Source organism: Streptomyces sp. NPDC107454 (genome assembly GCF_055582885.1).
The window spans coordinates 149,948-166,296 of record NZ_JBVJPA010000011.1 but is presented as its reverse complement, the minus strand read 5'-3'; the positions used below and the strand labels follow the sequence as shown (position 1 = coordinate 166,296).

The following is a 16,349-nucleotide window of genomic DNA, read 5'->3' as shown; positions in this document are numbered from 1 at the left end:
TGTGGGCCACGGATTTCCCGGCTACGCGTCCCGGCGTGTGAATGTCGCGCCGCTCACCAGCAGCACCCCCAGCGCGTATGCCGCCAGCACCCCCAGCCCCGGCCAGGGGCCGATCGGCAGGCGGGCGAGGTCCTTCGTCGCCCGGATGGCGAGACCCGCCGGTATGGGGGCCCAGCGTTCGAGGCGGTCCTTCCAGGTGGGTGAGCCCAGGAGGTCCGTCATGAGCGGGACCACGTAGAGGACGCCCAGGCCTGTGGTGATCGCCGCCGCGCTATCGCGGAGCAGGACCGCCAGCCCCAGGCCCAGGAGAGCTATGAGGATCAGGCAGAGGGTGGAGCCGAGGGCAGCCCGGAGGGTGGGGATGTCGGTGAGGGAGAGGAGGGGGTAGCCCGCCTCAGGGGTGAAGCCGTTGGCCGGGAGAATCCAGCGGGCCGTGGCGAGGGAGGCGAGGATCGCCGTGCCGGCCGCGACACCCGTCGCCGCGGCCAGCACCGCCGCCTTCGACGCCAGGACCCTCGCCCGGCGCGGGATCGCCGTCAGCGTCGTCCGTACCGTGCCCGTGCCGTACTCCGCCCCCATCGACAGGGCGCCCAGGACGAGGACGGTCGCCTGGCCCAGCCACACACCCGTCAGGGCTAGCTTCACCGTGTCCTCGTGGCAGGCCGCGGCGCTCGCGCACTCCCGGGTGCTGACCGAGGACACTGCGGCAGTGCCCACCGCGAAGGTCAGGGCCACCGTCGCGGCCAGCAGCAGCCAACTGCTGGGCAGCGTGCGGAGTTTGGTCCACTCGGCGTGGAGTGCGCGAAGTGCGGACTGCGTGCGGAGCAGAGGGTGGGGTGCGGGGTGAGGTGCGGGCCCCGCGGGGTGGGCGCTGGATGCCGGCCTCGCAGGCCTCATACGTCCCTCCTGCGCAGGCGCCAGGCCGCGAGGGCGAGCGCCACGGCCGCGTACGCACACAGCACGGCGAAGCCGTTCCACGGGGCCATGGGGTAACAGCCGCTCTCCGGCAGGCAGTTGTGCTGCACCTGGGGGTAGTACGTCTTGCCCTGCTGGACCGCGAAAGCCGCGGCCGGCGTCGCACGCAGCAGCCACTGCCCGACCGGGAGCGGGAGGGCGAAGGCGAGGATCTGCGGCAGGATCACCAGGACCACGACGGCCGTGATCGCGCCCGCGCTGTTGCGGAGTATCGCTCCCAGGGCGAGGGCGAGGACCGCCACCAGGGACAGCAGTGCCGCGCTGCCCACCACCGCGCGCAGGGCGGGCGAGTCGAGGAGTGACAGGTCGGGGTAGGCGGGTGGCGCGAAGCCCTGGGAACGCATCGTGCGCTGGGCCAGGAGGAAGGCGATCGCCGTGGCCGGCAGGCTGACGGCGAAGGTGATGCTCCCGATCACCAGGGCTTTCGCGGTGAGGACCCGCACCCGGCGCGGGGTCGCCGTGAACGTCGTACGGATCATGCCGCGCTTGTACTCGGTCGTGATGAACAGGGTCCCCAGGGCGACCATGAAGAGAACGGCCACGAAGACGCCCTGGAAGCTCATCTGGACGACGTCGCCGCCGGTGTCCTCGGGGGCGATGTCTCCCTGGCCGGTGAGGGTGTAGACACCGGTCGCCGAGACGGCGGTGGTGCCAGGCTCGACGCGGGCGGGGCCGGACTGCGGGGTGTCCGGGTCGTTCGGATCGGGGGCGCCCACGTCCGTGCTCGTCCAGGCGGCCGAGCCGGTCGAGGTGGCACCGCTCAGGGCCAGGTGGTCGAAAGTCGCCCCTGCGGTCGCGCTACCGGCCGTCGCCGACGTGCCACCGAACGAGCGGCGCAGAGTGTTGTGCAGCGGTGAGGCGACGAACAGGCCCGCCTGCGCCGTGTTCGGCAGCTCCGGCAGGGTGACCGCGCCGACCTTCGTCCAGTGGGCGCCGTCGGAGGACTCGTATCCGGTCAGGTGGGTGCCCGAGCGGGTCATGCGCAGCCAGTGGGGGGCCGTGCCGGAGGCGGCACTGCCGGCCTTGTCGTGCGTGAAGTTCCACTGGAGGCGGACACCGTGGTCGGGAGTGAGCATCAGGGCCGCGTACGGACTGCCGGCCTTCGTGCTCGCCTTGACCAGCACGCCGGCCTTCGCCCACGGCTCCGGGTCCCGGCCGCCGCCGCCCTTCAGGTCGGACACGCGGACGGTCACGCCGCCGTCCGCCGGGAGGGACCGGTGGACGTAGTGGAAGGTGTCGTTGACGCGGGTGCCGTCGGGCCCGACGGTGAGCGGGTGCTCGTTGGAATCGTCGACGGAGCCGCTCGCGGCGAGCTGGGAGATCGCGACCGTGACCGCGGCCGCCACGGCGAGCGCCAGCACCCACACGCGTACCGTCCAGAACTTGCTCCATTCCGCGCGCAACAGGCGCCCGAATCCCTCGCGGGCGGGCTTGAGCGGAGAACGGTAGGGGGTGAAGGTCGAGGTCATCGGGTCACCTCGCGGTCCGTCGGCTCCGGAGTCGACGTGAACTCCGCCGCGTCCCTGGTGAGCTCCATGTACGCCTCCTCCAACGAGGCCCGGTGCGCGCCGACCTCGGCGAAGGGGACGCGGGCCGCGGCGAGCAGCGCGACGATCCGCTCCGCGGGCAGACCGGTGACCGTGAGGGTGTCGGCGCTGGTGACCGCGACCGTGCCGCCCTCCCGGGTGAGCAGCTCCATCGCCTCCGTGCGGGCGCCCGTGCGCAGGGCCACGCGGCCGCCGGACGCGGCGGCGAGCAGGGTGGCGACGGAGGTGTCCGCGATGAGGCGGCCACGGCCGACGACCAGCAGGTGGTGAGCGGTGTCCTCCAGCTCGCTCATGAGGTGGCTGGAGACCAGGACGGCGCGGCCCTCCCCGGCCAGCCGGCGCAGCAGGCCGCGGATCCACTGGATGCCCTCGGGATCGAGGCCGTTGACCGGTTCGTCGAGCAGGAGCACCGGAGGGTCTCCGAGCAACGCGGCCGCTATGCCCAGGCGCTGGCGCATACCGAGTGAGTAGCCGCCCGCGCGGCGGCGGGCGGCCTGGTCCATGCCCACCTGTTCGAGCACCTCGTCGACCCGGCGCAGGGACAGCCCGTGCGAGTGCGCCAGCCAGCGCAGATGGTCGCGTCCGCGCCGGCTGGGGTGCAGGGCGGCCGCGTCGAGGAGCGCGCCGACCTCCAACAGCGGTGAGCGCAGGGCGTGGTAGGGACGGCCGCCGATGAGGGCGCGACCCTCGTCGGGAGTGTCCAGGCCGAGCACGGCCCGCATGGTGGTGGACTTGCCCGCCCCGTTCGGACCCACGAAACCGGTGACCTGTCCCGGCCGGACGGTGAAGGTGAGTCCGTCGACCGCGACGGTCCGCCCGAACCGCTTGCGCAGGTCCTGGACTTCGATCGTTGCATCGCTCATGCCAGCGAGATTAGGGACGGGCGGGCCTCGGCGTCGTCCCGCCACGGAGCCGTCTTCGGCGCCCCTGTCACGAGGGACGGATCGTGGGCCGGGTCCCCCGTGTGAGGGAGAAACCCCAGGGTGACGCGCCGCGGCGCGTCCGACGGCACAATGGCGGCATGGGCGAGGACACGGCGCGACGCGGCGAAGGAATCGCGGGGGTGCGGAAGTTGCTGCGGCACTTCCCCGCCTCCGTGACCTACCCGGTCGCCCTCGCGCTCCTCGCCTGCGCCGAGGTCCTGATCCGACTCGGGGGTCCGCGCGACAACCTGTCGCTCGCCCTGCTGCTCGGGGTCTGCACCACCCTGCCACTCACCTTCGTGCTCGGCACCGACCGGGTCCTGCCGGCGCGGGCTGGGGCCGCCGTGGCCGTGACCTCGGCGGGCGTGCTGGCGCTGGCGCCGTTCCGCACCCTCACGCTGGCGGGGGTGGCGGCCCAGCTGGCCTCGGTGTACTGGCTGGGACGAGCGGGGGCGCCCCGGCTCAGCGGAATGCTCGTCGTGCCGTACGTCGTGCTGGCCCTCGTCAGTCAGGACGACCTCACCACCCGGGTGATGGCCGTGCTGGTGGCCACGCTCGCCTCGGCGGCGGCCGCGACGGGCATCACGCACCACGTCCGCAGCGCCGCGCTGGCCCACAGCGCGACGGAGCGGGCCTTCGCGGACACGCTCCTCGCCCACGCCGCACGGGGTGAACGGGCGCGCATCGCGAGGGAGTTGCACGACGTGGTCGCGCACCACATCTCGATGATCGCCGTGCAGGCGGAGACGGCCCGGCTGACCACGGCAGGGCTCCCTGCCGACGGTGCCACCCGGCTGCTCGCCATCGGGGACACCGCGCGGAGCGCGCTGACGGAGATGCGGCGCCTGCTGGGGGTGCTGCGGGAGGACGCCGACACGGGGGTCAACCGGCGTCCGCAGCCGGGGCTGCGCCAGCTCCTGGAGCTCGTCGACGAGTCCCGGGACGCCTCCGGCTCCCGTACGCGGCTGATCGTCAGCGGGCCGGTCGCCCCGCTCGACCCGGGCATCGAGGTCACCGCCTACCGGATCGTGCAGGAGGCCCTCACCAACGCCCGCCGGCATGCTCCGGGTGCCGCCGTCGATGTCGAACTTCGTTACGCGCGGGACGACTTGGTGATCCGCGTGCGCGACAACGGGCCGGGGCCCGCGTCCCCGACCGCCGGGCACGGCCTGCTCGGCATGCGCGAGCGGGCCGCCACGGTCGGCGGCACCCTGTGCACCGGTCCGGCGCGTGGCGGTGGCTTCCTGGTCGAGGCGCGGCTGCCGGTGCGGGCGGAGGCTCTCGTATGACGACCACTGTAGAGGACTCGGAAGCCGAAGGACGGGTTCCTGCCGTGCGGATCGTGGTGGCCGACGACCACGAGGTGGTGCGCGCCGGGTACGCCGGGCTTCTCGCCACCCAGGCGGACTTCACCGTCGTCGGCACGGCGCGCGACGGCGCCGAGGCGGTGCGGGTCTGCCAGGAGCGGCGTCCCGACGTGGTTCTCATGGACGTACGAATGCCGGTCATGGACGGGATCCAGGCCACCGCCGAGCTGATGGGACCGGAGGCCGGGGACGCGCCGCGCGTGCTCATCCTCACCACCTTCGACCTGGACGAGCATGTGTATGACGCGCTGGCGGCCGGGGCGAGCGGGTTCCTGCTGAAGGACGTGACGGCGGAGCGGCTGTTCGAGGCGGTACGGGTCGTGGCCGCCGGGGAGGCGCTGCTCGCGCCCGTCATCACCCGGCGGCTGATCGCCGAGTTCGCCCGGCTCAAGCCCAGGGCGCCGACGGGGACGACGCTCGGCGTGCTCACCCCGCGCGAGACGGAGGTGTTGCGGCTGCTGGCGGAAGGGCTGTCCAACCCGGAGATCGCCGCGCGGCTTCACGTGGGCGAGGAGACGGTGAAGACGCATGTCAGCCGAGTGCTGTCCAAGCTGGGGCTGCGCGACCGTACACAGGCGGTCGTGACGGCGTACGAGACGGGGCTGGTCGTGCCGCGTGCGGCGGCTCCGGAGGCGTTCGGGAGGCAGGATCCGCGGGGGGAGGGCGAGCGCGGGATGAGAGCGAAAGGGGAGGGACTGCGTGGACAGGGGTTGCGGGGTTAGTCAGGCGGGGCTGGGGGCCGGTGCCCGGCGGCGTGGGACCGGCAGAACGCAGCAGGCCGACGCGACCGCCAGGACCGCGCCGACCGCGATCGCCCCGAGACGGGTGGGCAGCAGGTCCTGCGCGTCCTGGCCGAAGTAGCCGAGAAGGAGGGAGAGGGCGGTGGTCATGCCGGCGGCCCAGTAGGCGTAGTTCAGCGGACGGAGCCACAGGGCGACGGCCAGTACGGCGAAGATCAGGACGACGGAGGTCCGGCCGGTGATGCCGGCGGCGGCCACCACGGTGGCGAGCAGTGTGCCGGCGCAGGCGCCGACCAGGCGTTCGACTCCCTTGCGTATGACGTCGGCTCGGCCGCGGTTGCCACTCGCGACCACGTACACGGTCAGGACCATCCACGGCCAGTGGTGGTCGAAGAGGAGCCGTCCGAGGCTGAAGGCAGCGGCGACGGCGGCGGCCATCTGCCACGCCATGCGGGTGCTGGGGACGGGGCGCAGTCGGGAGGCTCGTCGGGGGCGGTCCGGTTCCGGGTCGGGGTGCCAGGGGCCGAGGCGGTCGGCGGACATCTGGACCAGCCAGACGCAGCCGCATGCCAGCAGCCCGGTCACCGCCGACCAGCCCCAGTTCACCAGCGCGCTCTGGGCCCCGGGCGGCAGCGCGGGGCCGGGGACGACGAGCAGGGCGACCAGCGGCAAGGTCATCAGCGTGCCCGCCTTCGTCGCGGCCGGGCCGAAGCGGCGGATCCAGATCGGCAGGGAGATGGCGAGGGTGAAAACCGCGGCGCCGAGTGCGTAGTGGTCGGCGATCAGGTGGCCGAGCAGGGTCGCCGCACCGGCCAGGGCGGGCAGCAGGACGCAGGCCATGAGGCGGCGGCGGGCGTCGGCGGTCCGTTGGGTGCGGGCCAGGGTGAGGGTCAGCGCGACCGCGAGGACGAGGACGTCCGTGTGCAGTGCGGCGGCGTCCTCCAGCCACAGGGCGAGGGAGTAGGAGAGCAGCACGGCCGTCATGGTCAGCGCCGCCTCGTAAGCATTGCGTATGTGTTTGCCGGGCATAGTGCCGATGGTAGGGGGATTTGGAGTGATGAGTAGTAAGTTTTAGCTTACGATAAATGGATGGATCATCTCTCCTATGCAGCCCAGGTCCGGCGTGGTGTCGTCAGGCTCAACCGGCGGCTGCGGCAGGAGCGGGGCGAGGGCAGCCTCAGTCCGAATCAGCTGGGGGTGCTGGGACACCTGCGTCGGCACGGGGCGGCGACGCCCGGCGAGGTCGCGGCGGCCGAGCGGCAGCGGCCGCAGTCGTTGACCCGGGTCTTCGCCGAGCTGGAGTCGGACGGGCTGATCGCGCGGACGGCCGACAGCGCGGACCGGCGCCAGTCCCTGCTGACGCTCACCGCGGAGGGGCTGCGGGCGCTGGAGCATGACATGGCTGAGCGGGATGCCTGGCTGGCGGAGGCGCTCGGCACGTTGAACGAGACCGAATGTGAGGTGTTGCGACTGGCGGGGGCGCTGATGGACCGCCTTGCGGATACCGAGCCTCGGGGGACTTCGTCCGGGACGGCCGCGCTGTAGAAGCCCCTGTCCGGGACGGCTGTGCTTCAGATCTGTCGGGGACTGCCGCGTTTCAGAAGCCTTCGTTTCAGAAGCACTCGCTTCAGAAGCACTCGTTTCAGAAGCCGCCGCCGAAGTCTCCTCCGCCGCCGAAGTCGCCGCCACCGCCGTCCCCGAAACCGCCGCCGAAGTCGCCGGGGTCGAAGTCGGAGCCGGAGACGTCACCGCCGCCGTATCCGCCGAAGTCTCCGTAACCGGAGCCGTAGTCGGACGCGTAGGAGGGGGTGGCCATCACGCTGCCCAGCAGGGTGCCGACGAGGAGGCCGGGGAGCAGGCCGCCGCCGAAGTAGCCGCCCGCCCAGGGGCCGTAGGCCGGGCCGGCGTCCCAGTACGGGCGGCGGCCGTAGTCGGTGTCGACCTCGCGGACCGCCGGGGCGCGGCCGTCCGCCAGACGGGCCTGGTCCGCCGCGCAGACCGGGACCTCGCGGGGAGCGCCGCCTGCCGGGGTCCAGGTCGCGTCGGCGACCGACGGGCCGTGTCGCGGGTCGAAGAAGCAGGGGGCGCGGCGTTCGGGCAGGGGCCTGCCCTCGCGACGGGCGGACAGGAGCGCGAGGGAGAAGCGGCCGTCCTCCAGGGACTGGGTGACGGCGCGTACGTCCTCCGGGCGGCGGGCCGCCGCCATGGACGACTTCGCCTGTTCGTAGGCGTCGAGCGCGCGTTCGTAGTCGGCGCGCATCGCGTCGTCGGCGCCGGCTTCGGCGGGGTGGAAGTCGAGCCGGTCGAGTTCCTCGCCGAACGCGGTGATGTCCTCGTCGACGACCACGCGGAGTTTGTCCAGTGCTTCCTGTTGTTCCTGTTCTTTGCGGCGGCGGTTGCGGCGCACGAGGGTGTAGGCGCCCGCGCCGCCGGCCACGGCTACCGCGGCCACCGCGATGAGGGTGCCGGCGGAGACGCCGTTTCCGTCGGCCGAGCCCCAGCTCTTGGGGGCCGAGCCGTTGATGTTGGCCAGGGCGCGGTCCGTGAAGTTGTTCAGCTGCGTCTTCGTGGGTTCGCCCTTGACGCTGGTGACGAGGTTCTGGACGGCGGTGCGGGGCATGACGGCGGCGTCGGCGCGGGCGTCGAAGCGGGTGCCCAGTCTGATGGCGTACAGGCCGGTGATGCCGGTGTCGGTGCGGAGGTTCTGGAAGAGGTTCTGGGTGGGGAAGTCCGCGGGGAGGACGGCCACGAAGACGGGCTTGTTCGCGTTCTTGATCTTCTTGGCCAGGGTGTCGGCGTCCGCCTTGGAGAGTTGCGCGGAGGCTGCCGGGTCCACGTAGACGGGGCTCTTGCGGAGAGCTGCCGCGACTGTTCCCACGTCGGTGGTCGCGTGGGCGGGGGATGCGGTGAGAGTGAGTGCCGTGAGGGCGGCGAGTGCCAGCGCGATCAGCAGTCCGGGGAGTCCTCGGATCAGTGCGGCCTTCATATCTCCGAAGCTACCTGAACGTGCGCAAAACTGGGCATTGGGGTTGGTGGGGGTGGGGTGGCCCCAGAGGCGGGGCGAAACCCCGGCCAGGGGCGTGGGGAGCTGTGCGATCAGCCCCCACGCCCCCGCCGCGCATCAGCCTCTGGCCGTCATCTGGCTCGGTAGGCCTGGAGGAGTTTCGTCAGGGCCTGGGTGTAGTGGGCGGTCAGGAGGAGGTGGTCGGCTTCCGCGAAGGGTTTGGCGAGGGCTGGGGTGATGGTCGAGCCTGTGCTCTGCTGGACCAGGAGGCGGGCCTGGGTGACCGCGGCGCGGCCCAGTCGCGCCGAGCCGGTTCGGTCCGCGGTCCGGGCGAGGAGGGTGAGGGCCTTGAGCGTGGCCTCGCCGCCCCCGGGAACCTTCGTGAGTGTGGTCAGGCCCCAGCCGTAGGGGAACTGGGGATCGTAGGACGCGTCGCCGACGTTGATCGGAAGCTGGGTCTCCGACTTGGGCCAGGTGACGGGGAGCTGGCCGGTGAAGGCGCGCTTGCCGTACAGGACGTCCGCCACGCCGTCGCCCTCCGTGCCGGGCAGCCACGAGGCCACCAGGGCGTCGATCTCACCCAGGCGGTCGCCGATGAGCTGCGGGCGGCCCGAGACGATCAGGACCGCGCACTTCATGGCCGCGCACACCTTGTCCACGGCGGCCTGGTCGGCGGGGGTCAGAGCGAGGTCGTTGCCGTTGCCCACATCGCCGACGCCCTCCGCGTAGGGGGTCTCGCCCACGACGACCACACCCACGTCGTAGCCGGACGTCGGGGCTGAGGCGTCCTTCGAGTACGTGACGTCACCGCCGGCGTTCCGCATGCCTTGCAGGATCGTCGTACCGTCCGTGTGCTTCCCGGACGCGCCCTGCCAGGTGATCGTCCAGCCGCCGGTCTGGTTGCCGAGGTCGTCGGCGTTCGAACCGGCCACGTACACCTTCTGGGACTTCTTCAGGGGCAGTACACCGGCCGCGTTCTTCAGGAGGACCTGGGACTTGGCCACCGCCTCTCGGGCGACCGCCCGGTGACCGGCGGAGCCGATCGCCGCCGCGCCGCTCGTGTCCGCGTACGGCTTCTCGAAGAGGCCGAGTTTGAACTTCTGGGTGAGGATGCGGGACACGGCGTCGTTCACCCGCGCCTCGCTGACGCGTCCCGCCCGTACCTCGTCGACCAGTGTCGTACGGAAGTCCTTGTAGGCGTACGGAACCATGATCATGTCCAGGCCCGCGTTGATCGACGTACGGACGTCGGACGCGTAGTCGCCGGGGATCTGGTCGATGGCCTGCCAGTCGCTGATGACGAATCCGTCGAAGCCCATGCGGTCCTTGAGCACGCCGTTGATCATGTCCGCGCGGGCGTGCATCTTCACCGGGCCCTGGCCGTCGCCGAGGATGTCGAGTGAGGAGTAGGACGGCATGACCGAGCCGATGCCACGGTCGACCGCGGTCTGGTAGGGCGCCAGGTGGACGGCCTCCAGCTGCTGCCGGGTGACCTTCGTGACGCCCTGGTCGATGGTGTACGAGCCAGTCGTGGACGAGCCGTACTCCGTGCCGCCGTCGCCGACGAAGTGCTTGGCCGTGGCCAGTACCTTGTCGTTGTCCTTCAGGTCCTTGCCGTTCGCGGCGCCCTGGAGGCCCTGGATCATCGTCTCCATGGACTCGACGAGCGCGGGGTCCTCGCCGAAGGACTCGTAGGAGCGGCCCCAGCGTTCGTCGCGGGTGACGCAGAGGCAGGGGGCGAAGTCCCAGGGGATGCCGGTGGCGCGCACCTCGGCCGCCGTCACGGAGCCTGTCCGCTCGGCCAGCTGGGGATCACGGGTCGCGCCGATGCCGATGTTGTGCGGCATGATCGTCGCGCCGGTGAGGTTGTTGTGGCCGTGCACCGCGTCCACGCCGTAGATCAGCGGGATCTGGAACCGTGTCGCCTGCGCCCGGAGCTGGAAGGCGTCGATCATCTTCGCCCAGGCCTCAGGGGTGTTGGGCGTCGGGGTCGAGCCGCCACCGGACAGGAGCGAGCCGAGGTCGTACGTCGCGATGTCGCCCTGCGTGGTGAGCGCGCCGCGTTCGGCCTGGGTCATCTGCCCGGCCTTCTCCTCCAGGGACATGCGGGACACGAGGTCGGCGACCCGTTTCTTCACGGGCAGTTTCGGGTCCAGGTACGGCAGGCCGTGGGCGTCGATGACGATCTGCGGGGTCTCGGCGGGGGCCTTCGCACCGGTGACCGTGAGTTTCAGGGGGATCGTCTCGGCGGGTTCGGCGGACTTGTCGCGCAGCGTCGGGACCTGGATGGTGCGGGAGGTGCCGGAGGTGGTGCCCGCCGGGAAGGTGATCTCGCCCTTGACCGGCGTGTAGTCCTTGCCGGGCTCGGCGGTGCCGCCCGCGCTCTCGTAGGCGACGGTCACGGGTTCGTCGATCGGGGCGGCTCCGGTGGTGGCGACGGAGAGCTTCACCGTCGCCGTCGCTCCCTCCTTCACCGGGTGGACGGCGGAGTCGGCGGTGACGGAGGCGCGCAGGGACTGATCGGCCTTGCCGTACAACTCGACGTCGTCCATGGCGAACCGGCCCTTGACGCCGACCGGGAGCGTGAGGGCGTACCCCCACATCTGGGTGAGGCCGAGGACCTGGTCGATGCCGCCGACGGGCTGGTAGTCCGTACGGTAGGTGAAGTCGGTGAAGGGGATCTCGATCTGCTTCCAGCCGGTGAAGTCGTCGGTGAAGGACGTCGTCCACAGCTCGGAGGCCTCGCCGTTGGCACCGCCGTCCTTGATCTCGAAGGCGACCTTCTTGGCGTTGTTCTGGCCGTCCCACCAGAAGCGGATGCCCTTGTGGGCCGACCAGTCGTGGGCCGGCTGGTCGAAGGCGAAGTCGTGGGTGAAGCCGCCGTAACCGCTGATGTCGTAGGTGCCGGAGAGGACCTTGGCGCCCTCGGGGGCGTCGGTACGGGCGGTCAGGGCGAGCGCGGGCGGGTCGTCCGCGTCACCGCCCCAGGTGAACAGGCCCCCGGCGGGGGGATTGGCGAAGGGGACCTCGCCCTCGAAGCGGTCGACGGGGACGGGGGCCGGTTCGTCGGCCGTGGCCGCTCCGGCCGAAAGGAGCGGCAGCAGCCCCGTGAGCAAAGCGGCGGAGGCGAGCAGGGCGGTTCTTCGCATGGACCTTCCCTCGACTCTACGTAGTCCCTGGTGTTGCCTGACCGGGCGCCTGACGGCATCTCCGGTGGTCTCTTACGACTTAGATCACGGCGTGAGTTAACTGGCGTCCCGGGAGGCCGTCAAGACTTCACGTCAGAACCGGTACACGGGCAATGAGCGGCCGGATCAGGGCAGTTGTTCTTTCACGCTCTGAACGCGAGACCCCTTGACGTGGACCCGAAGCCGTCATTTACTCACGGCTCGCACGCCCCCTCCCCCACACCCAGAAGGGCGACGCGTCATGAGGAGACCCACTCGGGCGGTCCGTTTTCTTCTCGCCGGACTGCTCACCACCGCCGGGCTGACCACTCTCACGGCGGCGCCCGCGCACGCCGCGGGCGAACCCGTCACGGCCTGGCTGACCACGACGGACGACGACGGCGGACGCCATGTCGTGCGCGGGCTCCAGGCCCAGACGCCGTTCGCCTTCCAGGCCGGTACCGGTGGCGGCGGCGAGAACATCACCATCGACGAGAACACCCGCTACCAGACCTTCACGGGCGGCGGCGCGTCCTTCACCGACACCGCGGCCTGGCTGATGAACAGCAGCGGGGCGCTGTCGGGAGCCACCCGGGACGCGACGATGCGGAAGCTGTTCTCGCCGGCCGAGGGCATCGGGCTCTCGTTCCTGCGGAATCCGATGGGCGCGTCCGATCTCGCCCGGTACGGGTACACGTACGACGACGTGCCGGCCGGGCAGAGCGATCCGTCCCTCTCGTCGTTCTCGATCGCGCACGATCTGGCCGACGTGGTGCCGCTGACCAGGCAGGCGCTCCAGCTGAACCCCTCGCTCACCGTGATGGCCTCGCCGTGGACCGCGCCCGCCTGGATGAAGGACAGCGGGCAGCTCAACGGGGGCTGGCTGAAGGCGGAGGACTACGGGGCGTACGCCTCGTACTTCGTCAAGTACCTCCAGGCGTACCGGGACCAGGGGGTGCCGGTCTCCTACGTCACGGCGCAGAACGAGCCGACGTGCTGCTCGGGGTATCCGTCGATGAGCTGGAACGCGTCGGGGCTCGCGTACTTCACGAAGAGTGAGCTGCTGCCGAAGCTGCAGGCGGCGGGGCTGTCCACGAAGGTGCTGGCGCACGACTGGAACTGGGACGTGTACGACTCGTACGCCGCCCAGACCGTCGACGACGCGGCCGTGCGCGCGCATCCGAACTTCGGAGGGATCGCCTGGCACGGGTACGGCGGGGACGTGGGCAAACAGACGAGCGTGCACAACCAGTACCCGGGGGTGGACGCCTTCGGGACGGAGCACTCCGGCGGCACCTGGATCGCCAACCAGCAGCGCGAGGACATGCTCAACATCGTCGACTACACGCGGAACTGGGCGAAGTCGGTGACGAAGTGGTCGCTGGCCGTCGATCAGAACCGGGGGCCGCACAACGGGGGGTGCGGGACCTGCTCCGGGCTGATCACCGTCCACAACGGGGATGGGGCGAGTGGGCAGGTCGACTACACGATCGAGTACTACACGATGGGACAGTTGACGAAGTTCGTGCGGCCGGGGGCGCAGCGGGTGGCCTCTACGGCGAGTACGTCCGTGCCGAACGTGGCGTGGCGCAATCCTGACGGTTCCAAGGCGCTGATCGCCTACAACGACTCCTCGTCCGCGAAGACCGTGACCATCAACTGGGGCTCGCAGCACGCGACGTACTCGCTGCCGGGGAAGACGTCCGCGACGTTCACCTGGGCTGGGGAGCAGGTCGGTGGGGGTGGCCAGACGGGGGCGTTCGTGGGGCTCGCGGGGAAGTGTCTTGATGTGGCCGGGGGGTCGTCGGCGAACGGTACGGCGGTTCAGCTGTACGACTGCAATGGCTCGGACGCGCAGCGGTGGACGGTGGCGGGGGACGGGTCGGTCCAGGCGCTGGGCAAGTGTCTCGACGTGACGTCGGCGTCCACGGCTGATGGGGCGAAGGTTCAGCTCTACGACTGCAATGGGACCGGGGCGCAGCGGTGGTCGTACAACGGGTCGACGGGTGACGTGGTCAATTCGGCGGCGGGTAAGTGTCTGGATGTGACGGGCAACTCGGCGGTGAATGGGGCTCGGGCGCAGATCTGGTCCTGTACGGGGGCGGCCAATCAGAAGTGGGCGCTGCGCTGACGGGGCTCGCCCTGTTTCCTCGCCCCCGCCGCCCCTACCCGTCCCATCCCCAGGGGCTCCGCCCCTTCCACCCCGCCAGGGGCGCTGCGCCCCCTGGACCCCCGCACGGCCTGAACGGCCTCGTCCTCAAACGCCGGACAGGCTGAAAGATACGGGCCGGGGTTGGAGGGACCGGGGGTGGGTGGGCATCGGCCCCCGGCCTCGGCCTCCGACCCCGTCCTCTAACGCCGGACGGGCTGAAAGATGCGGGCCCCGGTGGAGGGACCGGGGGTGGGTGGGGCATCGACCTCCGACCCCGTCCTCCGACGCCAGACGGGCTGAAAGATGCGGGCCCCGGTGGAGGGACCGGGGGTGGGTGGGGCATCGACCTCCGACCCCGTCCTCCGACGCCAGACGGGCTGGGGGGGCGGGCCGAGGCGGGTGGGAGGACGGGGGTGGGTGGGCATCGGCCCCCCACCCCGTCCCCGAACGCCGGACGGGCTCAAGGGCGCGCGCCGGGGTGGGCGGGGTACCTCCTCCGGCTCAGCCCTCGATCGCCGGACGACCCGCGGTCTTCAGGGGCGCGGGGAACTGCGCGACCAGCCCCCGCCCGGCCGCCGGACAAGCGGACCGGCCGGGCGGGGGGGCGGCTACTCCGCCGGTTCCACGCCCGCGCGCAGCAGGCCGTACGTGTACGCGTCCTCCAGTGCCTGCCAGGACGCCGCGATCACGTTCTCCGCGACGCCCACCGTGGACCACTCCCCCGCTCCGTCGGACGTGGAGATGAGGACGCGGGTGGTGGACTGGGTGCCGTGCTTGCCTTCGAGGATGCGGACCTTGTAGTCGACGAGCTCCAGCTTGGCGAGCTGAGGGTAGATCTTTTCGAGGGCGACCCGCAGGGCACGGTCGAGGGCGTTCACCGGACCGTTGCCCTCCGCCGTGGCGACGATGCGCTCACCCTTGGCGAAGAGTTTGACGGTGGCTTCGTTGGCGTGGGTGCCGTCGGGGCGGTCCTCGACGATCGCGCGCCAGGACTCGACCTGGAAGTACGAGCGGGCCCGTCCCTCCGCCTCCTCGCGGAGCAGGAGTTCGAAGGAGGCGTCCGCGGCCTCGTACGTGTAGCCCTTGAGCTCGCGTTCCTTGACGCGTTCCACGACGCGGCCCACGAGTTCGCGGTCACCGCCGAGGTCGATGCCGAGTTCCTTGCCCTTGAGCTCGATCGACGCGCGGCCCGCCATGTCGGAGACCAGCATCCGCATGGTGTTGCCGACCTGCTCGGGGTCGATGTGCTGGTAGAGGTCCGGGTCGATCTTGATCGCGGAAGCGTGCAGGCCCGCCTTGTGGGCGAAGGCCGAGACGCCGACGTAGGGCTGGTGCGTGGAGGGGGTGAGGTTGACGACCTCGGCGATCGCGTGCGAGATGCGGGTCATCTCGCGCAGGGCGCCGTCAGGGAGGACCTTCTTGCCGTACTTCAGTTCCAGGGCGGCCACGACCGGGAACAGGTTCGAGTTGCCGACCCGTTCGCCGTAGCCGTTCGCGGTGCACTGCACGTGGGTCGCGCCCGCGTCGACGGCGGCCAGCGTGTTGGCGACCGCGCAACCCGTGTCGTCCTGGGCGTGCATGCCGAGCCGGGCGCCGGTGTCGGCGAGGACCGTGGCGACGACCGCCTGGACCTGGGCGGGGAGCATGCCGCCGTTGGTGTCGCAGAGGATGACGACGTCGGCGCCCGCCTCCCAGGCCGCGCGGACGACCGCCTTCGCGTACTCGGGGTTCGCGCGGTAGCCGTCGAAGAAGTGCTCGCAGTCGACGAAGACGCGGCGGCCTTGCGAGCACAGGTGGGAGACCGTGTCGCGGACCATCTCCAGGTTTTCGTCGAGGGTGGTGCGCAGCGCGAGTTCGACGTGGCGGTCGTGGGACTTGGCGACCAGGGTGATCACCTGGGCGCCGGAGTCGAGAAGGGCCTTGACCTGCGGGTCCTCGCTCGCCTTGCCGCCCGCCCGGCGGGTGGCGCCGAACGCGACCAGCTGGGCGTGCTTGAAGTCGATCTCCTGCTGGGCGCGGGCGAAGAACTCGGTGTCGCGCGGGTTGGCGCCGGGCCAGCCGCCCTCGATGAAGCCCACGCCGAAGTCGTCCAGGTGCCGTGCGATGGCCAGCTTGTCCGCCACGGTGAGGTTGATGCCCTCACGCTGCGCGCCGTCGCGCAGGGTCGTGTCGAAGACGTGGAACGAATCGTCGAGCTCGCTGGTTTCGGTCATGGTGTTCGGCTCCTGATGTCGGATCTCGGTCTGTACCGGAATGACCGGCTCCACCGTCCTCCAATGATCCCTCGCGCTCCCTTCCCGGCTTGAGGTGGGCCAGGAAAACGAAAAACCTCTCGCGGGTGCGAGAGGTCTGCGCGCGGGTCGAGGACGACGATGTCCGCCCGTACGTGGTGGTACGTGGCGGTCACTGCGGACCGGCGCGCCTGCTGCCAATAATCATGGCGAACGAGAGCACGGGGGCAGTCTGGCACATAC

11 protein-coding genes are annotated in these 16,349 nt (G+C 71.2%); 4 read left to right on the top strand and 7 right to left on the bottom strand.

Going from position 1 to position 16,349, the window contains the following annotated elements; genetic code table 11:
* Positions 1 to 21: 21 nt before the first annotated feature.
* From ACZ69M_RS28160 to ACZ69M_RS28150, 3 genes are read right to left on the bottom strand one after another with little or no spacing between them, the layout of a single operon-like run.
* A complete protein-coding gene (locus ACZ69M_RS28160) occupies positions 22 to 897 on the bottom strand; it encodes an ABC transporter permease (protein WP_470054102.1) in 876 nt (291 codons plus the stop codon).
* The gene (locus ACZ69M_RS28155) at positions 894 to 2,444 is read right to left on the bottom strand and encodes a DUF1349 domain-containing protein (RefSeq protein ID WP_470054100.1); all 1,551 of its coding nucleotides are present in this window, start codon (positions 2,442 to 2,444) and stop codon (positions 894 to 896) included. The genes ACZ69M_RS28160 and ACZ69M_RS28155 overlap by 4 nt, the downstream gene beginning before the upstream one ends.
* Complete coding sequence (locus ACZ69M_RS28150) at positions 2,441 to 3,385, bottom strand: ABC transporter ATP-binding protein (protein WP_470054098.1); 945 nt, start codon at positions 3,383 to 3,385, stop codon at positions 2,441 to 2,443. The genes ACZ69M_RS28155 and ACZ69M_RS28150 overlap by 4 nt, the downstream gene beginning before the upstream one ends.
* Before the next feature lie 158 nt (positions 3,386 to 3,543).
* Here ACZ69M_RS28150 and ACZ69M_RS28145 point away from each other — a divergent pair, with 158 nt between their 5' ends.
* Positions 3,544 to 4,734: a sensor histidine kinase gene (locus ACZ69M_RS28145; protein WP_470054096.1), complete on the top strand. Its 1,191-nt coding sequence runs from the start codon at positions 3,544 to 3,546 to the stop codon at positions 4,732 to 4,734.
* Positions 4,731 to 5,534, top strand: a complete 804-nt coding sequence (locus tag ACZ69M_RS28140; RefSeq protein WP_470054094.1) for a response regulator — start codon at positions 4,731 to 4,733, stop codon at positions 5,532 to 5,534. Before ACZ69M_RS28145 ends, ACZ69M_RS28140 begins: the two co-directional genes overlap by 4 nt.
* Here ACZ69M_RS28140 and ACZ69M_RS28135 read toward each other — a convergent pair whose 3' ends face one another.
* Complete coding sequence (locus ACZ69M_RS28135; RefSeq protein WP_470054092.1) at positions 5,535 to 6,581, bottom strand: FUSC family protein; 1,047 nt, start codon at positions 6,579 to 6,581, stop codon at positions 5,535 to 5,537.
* Between the two features lie 60 nt (positions 6,582 to 6,641).
* Here ACZ69M_RS28135 and ACZ69M_RS28130 point away from each other — a divergent pair, with 60 nt between their 5' ends.
* Positions 6,642 to 7,097, top strand: coding sequence for a MarR family winged helix-turn-helix transcriptional regulator (locus ACZ69M_RS28130; RefSeq protein ID WP_403693612.1), 456 nt, complete (start codon positions 6,642 to 6,644; stop codon positions 7,095 to 7,097).
* 97 nt (positions 7,098 to 7,194) lie between these two features.
* Here ACZ69M_RS28130 and ACZ69M_RS28125 read toward each other — a convergent pair whose 3' ends face one another.
* Positions 7,195 to 8,538 carry a hypothetical protein gene (locus ACZ69M_RS28125; protein ID WP_470054090.1) on the bottom strand — a complete coding sequence of 448 codons (1,344 nt, stop codon included), beginning with the start codon at positions 8,536 to 8,538 and terminating at the stop codon, positions 7,195 to 7,197.
* 149 nt (positions 8,539 to 8,687) lie between these two features.
* On the bottom strand, positions 8,688 to 11,705 hold the full coding sequence (locus ACZ69M_RS28120; protein WP_470054088.1) for a glycoside hydrolase family 3 protein: 3,018 nt from the start codon (positions 11,703 to 11,705) through the stop codon (positions 8,688 to 8,690).
* A gap of 280 nt (positions 11,706 to 11,985) precedes the next feature.
* Here ACZ69M_RS28120 and ACZ69M_RS28115 point away from each other — a divergent pair, with 280 nt between their 5' ends.
* The gene (locus tag ACZ69M_RS28115) at positions 11,986 to 13,854 is read left to right on the top strand and encodes a ricin-type beta-trefoil lectin domain protein (protein ID WP_470054086.1); all 1,869 of its coding nucleotides are present in this window, start codon (positions 11,986 to 11,988) and stop codon (positions 13,852 to 13,854) included.
* 629 nt (positions 13,855 to 14,483) lie between these two features.
* Here ACZ69M_RS28115 and cimA read toward each other — a convergent pair.
* Positions 14,484 to 16,088 carry a citramalate synthase gene (gene cimA, locus ACZ69M_RS28110; protein WP_470054084.1) on the bottom strand — a complete coding sequence of 535 codons (1,605 nt, stop codon included), beginning with the start codon at positions 16,086 to 16,088 and terminating at the stop codon, positions 14,484 to 14,486.
* Positions 16,089 to 16,349 lie beyond the last annotated feature (261 nt).

Coding starts and splice junctions, on each gene's coding strand:
- ACZ69M_RS28160 (WP_470054102.1), bottom strand. CDS start 897: ATGAGGCCTGCGAGGCCGGCATCCAGCGCCCACCCCGCGGGGCCCGCA.
- ACZ69M_RS28155 (WP_470054100.1), bottom strand. CDS start 2,444: ATGACCTCGACCTTCACCCCCTACCGTTCTCCGCTCAAGCCCGCCCGC.
- ACZ69M_RS28150 (WP_470054098.1), bottom strand. CDS start 3,385: ATGAGCGATGCAACGATCGAAGTCCAGGACCTGCGCAAGCGGTTCGGG.
- ACZ69M_RS28145 (WP_470054096.1), top strand. CDS start 3,544: ATGGGCGAGGACACGGCGCGACGCGGCGAAGGAATCGCGGGGGTGCGG.
- ACZ69M_RS28140 (WP_470054094.1), top strand. CDS start 4,731: ATGACGACCACTGTAGAGGACTCGGAAGCCGAAGGACGGGTTCCTGCC.
- ACZ69M_RS28135 (WP_470054092.1), bottom strand. CDS start 6,581: ATGCCCGGCAAACACATACGCAATGCTTACGAGGCGGCGCTGACCATG.
- ACZ69M_RS28130 (WP_403693612.1), top strand. CDS start 6,642: ATGGATCATCTCTCCTATGCAGCCCAGGTCCGGCGTGGTGTCGTCAGG.
- ACZ69M_RS28125 (WP_470054090.1), bottom strand. CDS start 8,538: ATGAAGGCCGCACTGATCCGAGGACTCCCCGGACTGCTGATCGCGCTG.
- ACZ69M_RS28120 (WP_470054088.1), bottom strand. CDS start 11,705: ATGCGAAGAACCGCCCTGCTCGCCTCCGCCGCTTTGCTCACGGGGCTG.
- ACZ69M_RS28115 (WP_470054086.1), top strand. CDS start 11,986: ATGAGGAGACCCACTCGGGCGGTCCGTTTTCTTCTCGCCGGACTGCTC.
- cimA (WP_470054084.1), bottom strand. CDS start 16,088: ATGACCGAAACCAGCGAGCTCGACGATTCGTTCCACGTCTTCGACACG.